Genomic DNA, 12,417 nt, shown 5'->3' on the forward strand with positions numbered 1-12,417 from the left:
AACTATCTATGTGCTTTCGCTGTTTCTGAAGACCATCGCTCAAGTAGTGGTGGCGATGGCCGACAAGACATTGGATGGGTGAAGGAGCGGCGATCGATAGCGGCCGTGACTTCGTTCTGTATTACCCATGTAACGTTTGACGGCTGGGCTATACTCACGCCGTTTGGACCGTCCGTCGGTCCACTTCTTGAACACGGCCCGACGCCGTCGTTGAACTCTTGAGGGCTGACTGTGAAGAACTGGACCTTGCGCCAACGGATTCTGGCGAGTTTCGCCGTCATCATCGCAATCATGCTGTTGATGGTCGTTGTATCTTATTCACGGTTGTTGTCCATCGAGTCCAGCGAGGAAGATGTGCGTCTGGATGCGTTGCCCGGCGTGTATTACAGCACCCTGGTGCGCAGTGCCTGGGGCGAGAGTTACATCCGCACGCTGGAGCTGATTGCCGAAGGGCAGGCGCGGCCGCTGACCAAGCAGGAAAAGGACCAGTTTCAGGGCTTTGACGAAAACCTGCAGGCACAGATGGACGGCTACAAAAAGTCCATCTTCGATGATGCAGACAGAGACAGCTTCGCGCTCTTCGAAAAGCGCCGCGAAGCCTATTCGCGCATGCTCGCCGATGTTCACGCCAAGTACGATAGCGGCGACTACGCAGGCGCGCGCGCCGAATTCTATGGCGAAGTGAACCCGGTCTGGCTCACGGGACGCAAGCAGCTCAATGATCTCATTGTCGCCAATAAACAGCTGGCTGATCAGGCCACCGCCAACATTGTCAATGCCGTGCTGGCTGCCAAGATCAGCATGATCCTGTCGCTGCTGGTCGCCGTGCTGGCGGCTGCGGCCTGCGGTCTGCTGTTGATGCGTTCGATCACGGCACCGATGCAATTGATCGTTCGGATCCTGGACGTCATGCGTACCGGCGACCTGAGCACTCGATTGAACCTGTCGCGCAAGGACGAGTTCAATGCGGTCGAGACTGGCTTCAACGACATGGTCACCGAGCTCACCGCGCTGGTTGCCCAGGCGCAGCGCTCCTCGGTACAGGTCACTACCTCGGTCACCGAGATCGCTGCAACGTCACGCCAGCAGCAGGCTACCGCCACCGAGACCGCTGCAACCACCACCGAGATCGGCGCCACGTCGCGGGAAATCGCCGCCACCTCGCGGGACCTGGTGCGCACCATGACCGAAGTCACTTCGGCGGCGGATCAGGCGTCGGTTCTCGCCGGTTCCGGCCAGCAGGGCCTGGCACGTATGGAAGACACCATGCATCAGGTGATGGGCGCTGCCAATCTGGTCAACGCCAAGCTGGCGATCCTCAACGAGAAGGCCGGCAACATCAATCAGGTCGTCGTCACCATCGTCAAGGTCGCCGACCAGACCAATCTGCTGTCGCTCAATGCCGCCATCGAGGCCGAGAAGGCCGGTGAATACGGTCGCGGGTTTGCAGTGGTTGCCACCGAGGTCCGTCGCCTGGCCGACCAGACTGCCGTCGCCACTTATGATATCGAGCAGATGGTGCGGGAAATCCAGTCTGCGGTGTCTGCGGGTGTGATGGGCATGGACAAGTTTTCCGAAGAGGTGCGCCGTGGCATGTTCGAGGTCACCCAGGTCGGTGAGCAGCTGTCGCAGATCATCCATCAGGTTCAGGCGCTGGCACCTCGTGTGCTGATGGTCAACGAAGGCATGCAGGCCCAGGCCACCGGCGCCGAACAGATCAATCAGGCGCTGGTACAACTGGCGGATGCCAGCAGCCAGACCGTCGAATCACTGCGTCAAGCCAGTTTCGCGATCGACGAGTTGAGTCAGGTCGCGGTCGGGCTGCGCAGCGGCGTTTCGCGTTTCAAGGTCTGAAGGATCAATGAGCGATCAATCGCCGAGGCGCAATGGCACGCCACTGACCGCCAGCAAGCTTTTTCTGCTGTTTTGCATCGGCGAAGACCGCTATGCGCTGGACGCGACCGAGATCGCCGAAATCCTGCCGCGGGTAAAACTCAAGGCGATTGCCCAGGCACCGCACTGGGTGGCGGGAATCTTTGCTCATCGCGGCGAGATTGTCCCGGTGATCGACATCAGCGCGCTGAATTCCGGTCAGCCAGCGCGCTCGCGTACCAGTACGCGCATGGTGCTGGTGCATTATCGCTACGATGACGCGCACCCGGCTCAGTTGCTCGGGCTGATTCTGGAGCAGGCGACCGAAACGCTGCGCTGCCCGGTTGCGCAGTTCAAGGCGTACGGGCTGGACAATCGCCTGTCACCTTACCTGGGGCCGGTCCGCGAGGACGAGCAGGGCCTGCTGCAGTGGATTCATGTTCACGAACTGTTGAGCGAGCCGGTCCGCGAGTTGTTGTACCCGGTGCCGCCGATTGACCTTGAGCTGCTCGAGGACGCGCGATGAAGGTGGATGATTCGCGCTTCTTCAGCTTTCTCAAGGAGCGTATCGGACTGGATGTGACGTCCGTCGGCGAAGCGATCATCGAGCGCGCCTTGCGTCAGCGTGCGACGGCTGTCAATTGCCCTGACAGTGATGCGTACTGGCATCTTCTGGTCTCGTCGCCGCAGGAGCAGCAGGCGCTCATCGAAGCGGTGATCGTTCCCGAGACCTGGTTCTTTCGTTATCCCGAATCATTTGTCACCCTGGGTATGCTGGCCCGCGAGCGTATCGCCGGTCTTGCCGGTGCGCGCCCCTTGCGCATTCTCAGCCTGCCGTGCTCGACCGGTGAGGAGCCGTATTCCATCGCCATGGCGTTATTCGACGCCGGTGTCGACGCCCGGCAATTCAAGGTCGATGCCATCGATATCAGCCCCGTTTCGATTGCCAAGGCCGAGCACGGTGTCTACGGCAAAAACTCGTTCCGTGGCAGCGACATCAGTTATCGCGAGCGCTATTTCAGTCCTGTCGCTGACGGCTTTGAAATCGCTGACAGTGTTCGCGACTCTGTGAGTTTTCAGCCGGGTAACCTGCTCGACCCGAAACTCGCTTCACAAGTGGCCTATGACATCGTCTTCTGCCGCAATCTGGTGATCTATTTTGATCGGCAGACCCAGCAACATGTATTCAAGGTCCTCAAACAACTGACCCGTGAAGACGGCCTGCTGTTTATCGGTCCGGCGGAGGGCAATCTGCTGGCGGGTATCGGCATGCGCTCGACGGGTATCGCCCAGTCCTTCGCCTTCCGGCACGCGCCCGTCGATGCGGTGGTGCCGGTGCCTGTCGCTGCACCGATGGCATCGCGTCCGGTGGTCGAGGCACCTGCCAGAGCGGTCGCGCCACGACCTGCGCCGCGAACATCCGCAGCTTTTGCGCCCGTCGCGAAACCCGTCGCTGCGGCAGGCAACAGCGATGTTTCGGCCTTGCTCGACAGGATCGCGGGGCTGGCCAACGAAGGTAAAAGTGCTGAGGCTCGGGCTGCGTGCGAGCGTTACCTGCAGCAGCATGAGCCGGTCGCGCAGGTGTTTTACTGGCTGGGTCTGCTCAGCGAAGTGGAAGGCCAGGTGCCACAGGCGCAGGGCTTCTATCGCAAGGCGCTGTATCTGCAACCGCAGCACTCCGAATCGCTGGCCCAACTGGCAGCATTGCTGGCTGCCCAGGGTGACACTGCCGGCGCCCGGCGCTTGCAGGACCGCGCAGCACGTGGCACGAATAAACAAGGAAACCAATGATGGCGGGCGTGTCCGGTTTTTCCAGTCTGACCCATGATCAGGCCCTGGATATCGATGATTGCTGGAACCGCATCGGTATTCATGGCGATCGCTCCTGCCCGTTGCTTGCAGAGCATATCCACTGCCGCAATTGCGCGGTTTATTCGGCTGCCGCCACCCGTCTGCTGGACCGCTACTCGCTGGTCCAGGAGTCGCCAGAACAGTTTCAGGGTTCGGTGTTGCTGCGCGATATCGAGACGCGCTCGATTCTGGTATTCCGGCTTGGTGAAGAATGGCTGGGGCTGGCGTCGCGCTGCTTCTCGGAAGTCGCCCCCAGTCAGACCATCCATTCACTGCCACACCAGCGTTCGCGTGCATTGCTGGGTGTCGCCAATGTACGCGGCGCTCTGGTAGCGTGCATCTCGCTGGTCGAGCTGCTCGGGCTGGACAGCACCGCGGTGAGTACCCCGTCGACGCGGGTGGTACCGCGCATGTTGATCGTCAGCGTCGAAGGCGGCCCGGTGGTGGTGCCGGTCGACGAGGTGGACGGTATTCACGCCATCGACGAGCGTGAGCTGGAAGCTGCTTCGGCATCCGGCACGCATGCCAATGCCCGTTTCACCCGTGGCGTGCTGCAATGGAAGGGCCGCAGCCTGCGCTGGCTGGACGAAGAAGAGTTGTTGTCGGCGGTGTATCGGAGCCTCACATGACGCCAGATCAAATGCGTGACGCCTCGCTGTTCGAACTGTTCACGCTGGAAGCCGACGCGCAGACCCAGGTATTGAGTGCGGGCCTGCTGGCACTCGAACGTAACCCGACTCAGGCGGATCAGCTGGAAGCCTGCATGCGTGCCGCTCACTCGCTCAAGGGCGCAGCGCGGATTGTCGGCGTCGATTTCGGTGTGAGTGTCGCGCATGTGATGGAAGACTGTCTGGTCAGCGCTCAGGAAGGGCGTCTGCTGCTTCAGGCCGAGCATATCGACGCGCTGCTGTCGGGGACCGACCTGTTGATGCGTATCGCCACGCCCGGCAGCGACGGTATTGGTCAGCCTGATATCGACAGTTATGTCGAAAGGCTCAATACGTTGCTGGCTTCCGGCGCTGGCACGGCGCGTACGGTCAGTACACCACTGCCGGATCCAGCCTCGGAGGCCTTGCTGGCCAGCGCGATGCTGCAGCTTGAGACGTCAAGCGGGTCGGTTGTGCCAGCGCCTGAGTCTGTCGCAGCGCCGTTGGCCGCCGCGTCGCTTGCCAGTCCAGCCGCCATGCCGGCTTCGGAACCAGAGGCACCGTTCACGCCCTTGCGTGAACGGCGTGTGGCCGAGGGCGGCGAACGCGTGTTACGAGTCACCGCCGAGCGCCTCAACGGGCTGCTGGACATGTCCAGCAAATCGCTGGTCGAGACTCAGCGCCTCAAGCCTTTGCTGGCCGGTATGCAGCGTCTCAAGCGCCTGCAAAGCAGCAGCGACCGTGCGCTGGAGGTATTGGGGGCCAGCTTTGGTGAAGAAGGTCCTTCGGCCGATGTGCAAAAAGCCCTGGAGGACGCGCGCAACCTCCTGTCCCAGGCGCAGCAGGTGTTGGCCCGGCAGACTGCCGAGCTGGATGAATTCGGCTGGCAGTCGGCACAACGTGCGCAACTGTTATACGACACGGCACTCGCGTGCCGCATGCGACCTTTCGCCGACGTACTGAATGGTCAGGCGCGCATGGTCCGGGATCTGGGGCGTGAGCTGGGTAAACAGGTCCGCTTGCAGATCGAAGGCGAGAAGACCCAGGTCGATCGCGATGTGCTGGAAAAGCTCGATGCACCCTTGACTCACCTGCTGCGCAACGCCGTGGACCACGGCATCGAGTCGCCCGAAAAGCGCGTGGCGTCCGGCAAGGACCCTGAAGGTCTGATTCGTCTGCAGGCGTCGCATCAGGCTGGCTTGCTGGTCGTTGAGTTGAGCGATGACGGTGGCGGCGTGGACCTTGAACGTCTGCGCCAGAACATTATCGACCGCAAGCTCTCGCCGGCCGAGACCGCTGCGCAGCTGAGCGAGGAGGAACTGCTGAGTTTTCTGTTCCTGCCGGGCTTCAGCATGCGCGACAAGGTCACGCAGATCTCCGGCCGTGGTGTCGGCCTCGATGCCGTGCAGCATATGGTTCGCCAGATGCACGGCAGCGTTGAGCTGCAGCAATGGGCGGGCGAGGGCAGTCGCTTCAGGATAGAAATGCCGCTGACGCTTTCAGTGGTACGCAGCCTGGTCGTGGAAGTGGGCGGTGAAGCGTATGCCTTCCCGCTGGCTCATATCGAGCGCATGCGCGACCTGCAGCCTGACGACATTCTGCAACTGGAAGGGCGTCAGCATTTCTGGGATGAAGAGCGTCATGTCGGTCTGGTTTCGGCCAGTCAGCTGTTGAATCGGCCGGCTGCGCAGAAGGCCGGAGAAACGCTCAAGGTTGTGGTGATTCGTGAGCGTGATGCTGTTTACGGCGTGGCCGTTGAACGCTTCATCGGTGAGCGCACGCTGGTGGTGATGCCGCTCGATGCGCGCCTGGGCAAGGTTCAGGACGTGTCGGCGGGGGCCTTGCTCGACGACGGTTCGGTGGTGCTGATCATCGATGTCGAAGACATGTTGCGCTCGGTGGAAAAACTTCTGAATACCGGCCGCCTGGAGCGCATCGACCGACGCACTCGTCAGGCAGACCAGGTGTCACGCAAACGCGTGCTGGTCGTCGATGATTCTTTGACCGTGCGCGAGCTGGAGCGCAAGCTGCTGCTCAGTCGCGGCTACCAGGTGTCGGTGGCCGTGGACGGAATGGACGGCTGGAACGCGCTGCGCGCCGAGGACTTCGACCTGCTGATTACCGACATCGACATGCCGCGTATGGACGGTATCGAGCTGGTGACCCTGTTGCGCCGCGATACCCGCTTGCAGTCCCTGCCGGTCATGGTCGTGTCCTACAAGGACCGTGAAGAGGACCGGCGTCGCGGCCTGGACGCTGGCGCCGATTATTACCTGGCCAAGGCCAGTTTCCACGATGATGCCTTGCTCGACGCTGTCGTCGAATTGATAGGAGACGCGCAAGGATGAAGATTGCCATCGTCAACGATATGCCCATGGCCATCGAAGCCCTGCGCCGTGCACTGGCTTTCGAGCCCGCGCATCAGATCATCTGGGTGGCGTCCAATGGTGCCGACGCCGTGCAGCGTTGCGTCGAGCAGACCCCGGACCTGATCCTGATGGATCTGATCATGCCGGTGATGGATGGCGTCGAAGCCACCCGCCGGATCATGGCCGAAACACCCTGCGCTATCGTTATCGTGACCGTCGACCGCGAGCAGAACATGCGCCGCGTGTTCGAAGCGATGGGGCACGGCGCGCTGGATGTGGTGGACACGCCGGCCATTGGTGGCCCCAATCCAAAGGAGGCGGCGGCGCCCCTGCTGCGCAAGATCCTCAATATCGACTGGCTGATCGGCCAGCGTGTCGGCGTTGAACGGGTCGCGGTTGCGCCGGTTTCCGCGCCGTCGAAACGTGACCGGCTCGTGGCGATCGGTTCCTCGGCAGGCGGGCCTGCAGCGCTGGAGATTCTGCTCAAGGCGCTTCCGGTGAGTTTCCCGGCAGCGATTGTCCTTGTACAGCACGTCGACCAGGTCTTCGCCGCCGGTATGGCCGAGTGGTTGAGCTCGGCCTCCGGCCTGCCGGTACGTCTGGCAAGGGAAGGCGAAACGCCACAGCCGGGTGTGGTGTTGCTGGCAGGCACCAATCATCATATCCGTTTGCTCAAGGACGGCACGCTGGCGTACACAGCGGAGCCGGTGAATGAAGTTTACAGGCCCTCGATTGATGTGTTTTTCGAGAGCGTTACCCGATATTGGAGTGGCGAGGCGGTCGGCGTTCTGCTGACCGGGATGGGGCGCGACGGTGCACAGGGGCTCAAGGCCATGCGTGAGCGGGGGTTTCTGACCATCGCTCAGGATCAGGCCAGTTCTGCTGTGTATGGCATGCCCAAGGCTGCTGCAGCCATTGATGCTGCCGTGGAAATCTCCCCATTGCCCGCCATAGCACCTCGCTTGATCGAGGTATTTACTCAATGACTGCTCTGCTGAACTCAGTGGCAGTCGGCGATCAGGAGAAAGATCATGAATGACCTGCAAACGGATGAGCTCAAGACGCCGGATGAAAACAGCGCAATGGTGCTTCTGGTGGATGATCAGGCCATGATTGGTGAAGCCGTACGACGCGGCCTGGCCGGCCATGAGTCCATCGACTTTCATTTTTGTGCCGACCCGCATCAGGCGATTGCACAGGCCGTGCAGATCAAGCCGACGGTGATTCTGCAGGACCTGGTGATGCCGGGCCTGGACGGGCTGACGCTGGTTCGCGAGTACCGCAGCAACCCGCTGACCCGCGATATCCCGATCATCGTGCTGTCCACCAAGGAAGACCCGCTGATCAAGAGCGCGGCGTTCACGGCCGGGGCCAACGACTATCTGGTCAAGCTGCCGGACAACATCGAGCTGGTGGCGCGCATTCGCTATCACTCGCGCTCGTACATGACCCTGTTGCAGCGCGACGAGGCCTATCGGGCCCTGCGCGTCAGCCAGCAACAACTGCTCGATACCAATCTGGTTCTGCAGCGCCTGATGAATTCCGATGGCCTCACGGGGCTGTCGAACCGCCGCCATTTCGACGAGTATCTGGAACTGGAGTGGCGCCGTGCAGTTCGCGAGCAGACCCAGTTGTCGTTGCTGATGATCGATGTGGACTACTTCAAACCCTACAACGACAACTTCGGGCATCTTGAGGGTGACGAGGCCCTGCGTCAGGTCGCCAAGGCAATCCGCAACAGTTGCAGTCGCCCGTCGGACTTGCCGGCTCGCTACGGCGGCGAGGAGTTCGCCATGGTCCTGCCCAACACCTCGCCGGGAGGGGCGCGTCTGCTGGCTGAAAAGCTGCGCCAGAGTGTCTCCGGCATGAATATCCCGCATATGGCGCCAGCGCCTGGCTCCAGCCTGACGGTGAGTATCGGCGTGGCAACCGTGACGCCGCAGCTCGGAATGCACAGCCGTCAGCTGATTCTGGATGCCGACAAGGGGCTTTATCAGGCCAAGAATAACGGGCGCAATCAGGTCGCGGCGGGCTGACGCCGGCAGCGACCGGTAAATAGGCCTCACAACGCCCGCTCGACGGGCTGCTTTCGTGGCCTTGCCTGGGGTATACTCGTCGGCTTTGAAAATTTCGCCTGCGAGTGCTGCCTACCATGGAAATCAACCCGATCCTAAACAGCATCAAGGATTTGTCCGAGCGCTCCGAAACCATTCGGGGGTATCTTTGACTACGATCACAAACATGATCGTCTGACCGAAGTCAACCGCGAGCTCGAAGATCCAAACGTCTGGAACAACCCGGCCTACGCCCAGGAACTGGGGCGCGAGCGCTCCCTGCTGGCGCAGATCGTAGAAACCCTGGACGAAATGTCCTCGGGTCTGGCCGATGCCAAAGACCTGTTGCTGATGTCTGCCGAAGAAGAAGACCAGGCTGCCGTCGATGACGTCGCCGCCGAAGTCGAGCGCCTGCGCGAATCGCTGGAAAAGCTCGAGTTCCGCCGCATGTTCAGCGGCGACATGGACCCCAACAACGCTTATCTGGACATCCAGGCCGGCTCCGGTGGCACCGAAGCGCAGGACTGGGCGAACATCCTGCTGCGCATGTACCTGCGCTGGGCTGACAAGCGCGGTTTCGACGCTACCATCATGGAACTGTCTGCCGGTGAGGTCGCCGGTATCAAGGGCGCTACCGTGCATATCAAGGGCGAATACGCCTTCGGCTGGTTGCGTACCGAGATCGGCGTTCACCGTCTGGTGCGCAAGAGCCCGTTCGACTCCGGCAACCGTCGCCACACCTCGTTCTCGGCCGTATTCGTTTCGCCGGAAATCGATGACAACATCGAAATCGACATCAATCCGGCGGATCTGCGCATCGACACCTACCGTTCTTCCGGGGCCGGTGGTCAGCACGTAAACACCACTGACTCGGCGGTGCGGATCACCCACGTTCCGACCAATACCGTGGTCAGCTGCCAGAACGAGCGTTCCCAGCATGCGAACAAGGACACCGCCATGAAAATGCTGCGGGCCCGTTTGTATGAGCAGGAAGTGCAGAAGCGCAATGCAGCGTCCCAGGCACTCGAAGACACCAAGTCCGATATCGGCTGGGGTCATCAGATTCGCTCCTACGTACTGGACGCCTCGCGTATCAAGGACCTGCGGACCAACATCGAACGCAGCGACTGCGACAAGGTGCTTGATGGCGATATCGACGAATACCTGATCGCGAGCCTCAAGCAAGGGCTGTAAACCGTCAGCCGACACCTCAAGTCCCTCGTCGCAAGTCGAGGGCGAACCTGTGATGGAATCTTTAAAGACATGAGCGACCAACAACTCGACCCGCAAGCCCTGCAACAGGAAGAAAACACCCTGATCGCCTTGCGCAAGGAAAAGCTTGCAGCAGGCCGTGCCAAGGGTCAGGCCTTCCCCAACGACTTCCGCCGCGACAGCTACTGCAATGACCTGCAGAAACAGTACGTCGACAAGACCAAGGAAGAACTGGCAGAGGCAGCGATTCCGGTCAAGGTTGCCGGTCGCATCATGCTCAACCGTGGCTCGTTCATGGTGATCCAGGACATGACCGGGCGCATCCAGGTCTATGTCAACCGCAAGACCCTGCCTGAAGAAACCCTGGCCGAGGTGAAAACCTGGGACCTGGGCGACATTATCGCTGCCGAAGGTACTCTGGCACGCTCCGGCAAGGGCGACCTGTACGTCGAGATGACCAGCGTTCGTCTGCTGACCAAATCTTTGCGTCCGCTGCCCGACAAGCACCATGGCCTGACCGATACCGAACAGCGCTACCGTCAGCGTTACGTCGACCTGATCGTCAACGAAGACGTGCGCGAGACCTTCCGCGTGCGCTCGCAGGTTATCGCTCACATCCGCAGCTTCCTGATGAAGCGCGACTTCCTCGAAGTCGAAACGCCGATGCTGCAGACCATTCCCGGTGGCGCGGCGGCCAAGCCGTTCGAAACCCATCACAATGCGCTGGACATGGAAATGTTCCTGCGTATCGCCCCGGAGCTGTACCTCAAGCGATTGGTGGTCGGTGGTTTCGAGAAGGTCTTCGAGATCAATCGCAACTTCCGTAACGAAGGTGTTTCGACCCGGCACAACCCCGAGTTCACCATGCTCGAGTTCTACCAGGCCTACGCCGATTACGAAGACAACATGGACCTCACCGAGGAACTGTTCCGCGAACTGGCGCAACTGGTTCTGGGTACCACCGACGTGCCTTACGGCGACAAGGTGTTCCACTTCGGCGAACCGTTCGTGCGCCTGTCGGTGTTCGACTCGATCCTCAAGTACAACCCCGAGCTGACCGCTGCCGACCTGCAGGACATCGACAAGGCCCGCGCCATCGCGAAAAAGGCCGGTGCCAAGGTGCTGGGCTTCGAAGGTCTGGGTAAATTGCAGGTGATGATTTTCGAAGAGCTGGTCGAGCACAAGCTGGAACAGCCTCACTTCATTACCCAGTACCCGTTCGAAGTGTCGCCGCTGGCGCGCCGCAATGACGAAAACCCGAATGTTACCGACCGTTTCGAGTTGTTCATCGGCGGTCGCGAAATCGCCAATGCCTACTCCGAGCTCAACGACGCCGAAGATCAGGCCGAACGCTTCCAGGCTCAGGTGGCCGACAAGGATGCCGGTGACGACGAAGCCATGCACTACGACGCCGACTTCGTCCGCGCGCTGGAGTACGGCATGCCGCCGACGGCAGGCGAGGGGATCGGTATCGACCGGTTGGTGATGCTGCTCACCGACTCGCCATCGATCCGTGATGTGATCCTCTTCCCGCACATGCGCCCGCAAGCGTAATCAGTGGAAAAACAGCCGCCTTCATTGGGCGGCTTTTTTTTAAGTGTTTTTTCAGATCGACTCATTTCAGAGCGACTTATAAGGAAGCTGTCGTGACGATTGCCAGAGAAGGGGCCGCCGGAGTAGCGAGCGCGGTGGCCAAAAGTGTCAAGTATCAGGGGCGCAAGGCTGCGCGTGAGGGCAGTGAGCAACGCAGGCAGGTCATTCTCGATGCCGCCATGCGTATCGTGGTGCGTGACGGCGTACGCGCCGTACGCCATCGTGCAGTGGCCGCCGAAGCCAGCGTACCGCTGTCGGCAACCACCTATTACTTCAAGGACATCGATGATCTGCTGACCGATGCCTTCGCCCAGTATGTACAGCGTAGTGCCGACTATCTGGCGCGGCTGTGGCAAAACACTGAAGGCATTCTGCGCGAGATGATGAGCCGCAGTTCCGGGAGCCCGACTGACCGGTTTCGTCTGGCGGACGACATTGCGCGTATGGTGACGGAGCATATTCGCCATCAATTGCTGACCCGGCGTGACTATCTGATCGCCGAGCAGGCGTTCTACCACGAAGCATTGATCAACCCGCGCCTGACGCCGCTGGTCATGGCCCATCAGGAAATTCTTCTGCAAGGCAGTTGTCAGTTCTTTCAGGTGATCGGTTCCCTGCAGCCCTATCAGGATGCTCAGGTGTTGACGGGGCTTATTCGTCGCATTGAGTATCAAGGTCTGCTGCATGGGCCGCAGCGTCAGGCGGACGAAGAAATGCTCTGTATCCTGACGCGGCAGATGCGTCTGGTCCTGGGGACCCCGCAGCCGCTTCGAGGGTGACTATACTGCTGCGCGAGTGCCTGGGATCGGCTGTTCAGAT

At 60.8% G+C, this 12,417-nt stretch carries 10 protein-coding genes; all 10 read left to right on the forward strand.

Annotated features, from left to right (window positions below):
* The first annotated feature begins 231 nt into the window (after nt 1-231).
* The 10 genes from AO388_RS02695 to AO388_RS02740 all read left to right on the forward strand — a co-directional run bounded on the left by AO388_RS02695 (nt 232) and on the right by AO388_RS02740 (nt 12,377).
* A complete protein-coding gene (locus AO388_RS02695; protein ID WP_044309239.1) occupies nt 232-1,854 on the forward strand; it encodes a methyl-accepting chemotaxis protein in 1,623 nt (540 codons plus the stop codon).
* Between the two features lie 7 nt (nt 1,855-1,861).
* Nucleotides 1,862-2,398, forward strand: a complete 537-nt coding sequence (locus AO388_RS02700) for a chemotaxis protein CheW (RefSeq protein WP_003364934.1) — start codon at nt 1,862-1,864, stop codon at nt 2,396-2,398.
* Nucleotides 2,395-3,663 carry a CheR family methyltransferase gene (locus tag AO388_RS02705; protein WP_003364932.1) on the forward strand — a complete coding sequence of 423 codons (1,269 nt, stop codon included), beginning with the start codon at nt 2,395-2,397 and terminating at the stop codon, nt 3,661-3,663. Before AO388_RS02700 ends, AO388_RS02705 begins: the two co-directional genes overlap by 4 nt.
* Nucleotides 3,663-4,352, forward strand: coding sequence for a chemotaxis protein CheW (locus AO388_RS02710; RefSeq protein ID WP_003433418.1), 690 nt, complete (start codon nt 3,663-3,665; stop codon nt 4,350-4,352). The genes AO388_RS02705 and AO388_RS02710 overlap by 1 nt, the downstream gene beginning before the upstream one ends.
* Nucleotides 4,349-6,718: a hybrid sensor histidine kinase/response regulator gene (locus AO388_RS02715; RefSeq protein ID WP_058416017.1), complete on the forward strand. Its 2,370-nt coding sequence runs from the start codon at nt 4,349-4,351 to the stop codon at nt 6,716-6,718. The genes AO388_RS02710 and AO388_RS02715 overlap by 4 nt, the downstream gene beginning before the upstream one ends.
* Nucleotides 6,715-7,725: a chemotaxis response regulator protein-glutamate methylesterase gene (locus AO388_RS02720; RefSeq protein WP_058416018.1), complete on the forward strand. Its 1,011-nt coding sequence runs from the start codon at nt 6,715-6,717 to the stop codon at nt 7,723-7,725. The genes AO388_RS02715 and AO388_RS02720 overlap by 4 nt, the downstream gene beginning before the upstream one ends.
* 45 nt (nt 7,726-7,770) lie before the next feature.
* Nucleotides 7,771-8,775: a response regulator gene (locus tag AO388_RS02725; protein WP_003364923.1), complete on the forward strand. Its 1,005-nt coding sequence runs from the start codon at nt 7,771-7,773 to the stop codon at nt 8,773-8,775.
* A gap of 116 nt (nt 8,776-8,891) precedes the next feature.
* Nucleotides 8,892-9,987, forward strand: a protein-coding gene (prfB, locus tag AO388_RS02730) for a peptide chain release factor 2 (RefSeq protein WP_096102164.1) whose coding sequence is annotated in 2 segments (ribosomal slippage) — nt 8,892-8,963 and nt 8,965-9,987 — 1,095 coding nt in all. Because the reading frame shifts where the segments join, the coding sequence is not laid out codon by codon here.
* 69 nt (nt 9,988-10,056) lie between these two features.
* Nucleotides 10,057-11,559: a lysine--tRNA ligase gene (gene lysS, locus AO388_RS02735; protein WP_003364921.1), complete on the forward strand. Its 1,503-nt coding sequence runs from the start codon at nt 10,057-10,059 to the stop codon at nt 11,557-11,559.
* 92 nt (nt 11,560-11,651) lie between these two features.
* Complete coding sequence (locus AO388_RS02740) at nt 11,652-12,377, forward strand: TetR/AcrR family transcriptional regulator (RefSeq protein ID WP_003364919.1); 726 nt, start codon at nt 11,652-11,654, stop codon at nt 12,375-12,377.
* Nucleotides 12,378-12,417 lie beyond the last annotated feature (40 nt).

Origin of the sequence: Pseudomonas sp. ICMP 10191, from assembly GCF_001467335.1 — a bacterium.
In the GTDB taxonomy this organism is placed as follows: Bacteria; Pseudomonadota; Gammaproteobacteria; order Pseudomonadales; family Pseudomonadaceae; genus Aquipseudomonas; species Aquipseudomonas cerasi.

Coding starts and splice junctions, on each gene's coding strand:
- AO388_RS02715 (WP_058416017.1), top strand. CDS start 4,349: ATGACGCCAGATCAAATGCGTGACGCCTCGCTGTTCGAACTGTTCACG.
- lysS (WP_003364921.1), top strand. CDS start 10,057: ATGAGCGACCAACAACTCGACCCGCAAGCCCTGCAACAGGAAGAAAAC.
- AO388_RS02720 (WP_058416018.1), top strand. CDS start 6,715: ATGAAGATTGCCATCGTCAACGATATGCCCATGGCCATCGAAGCCCTG.
- AO388_RS02705 (WP_003364932.1), top strand. CDS start 2,395: ATGAAGGTGGATGATTCGCGCTTCTTCAGCTTTCTCAAGGAGCGTATC.
- AO388_RS02725 (WP_003364923.1), top strand. CDS start 7,771: ATGAATGACCTGCAAACGGATGAGCTCAAGACGCCGGATGAAAACAGC.
- AO388_RS02710 (WP_003433418.1), top strand. CDS start 3,663: ATGGCGGGCGTGTCCGGTTTTTCCAGTCTGACCCATGATCAGGCCCTG.
- AO388_RS02700 (WP_003364934.1), top strand. CDS start 1,862: ATGAGCGATCAATCGCCGAGGCGCAATGGCACGCCACTGACCGCCAGC.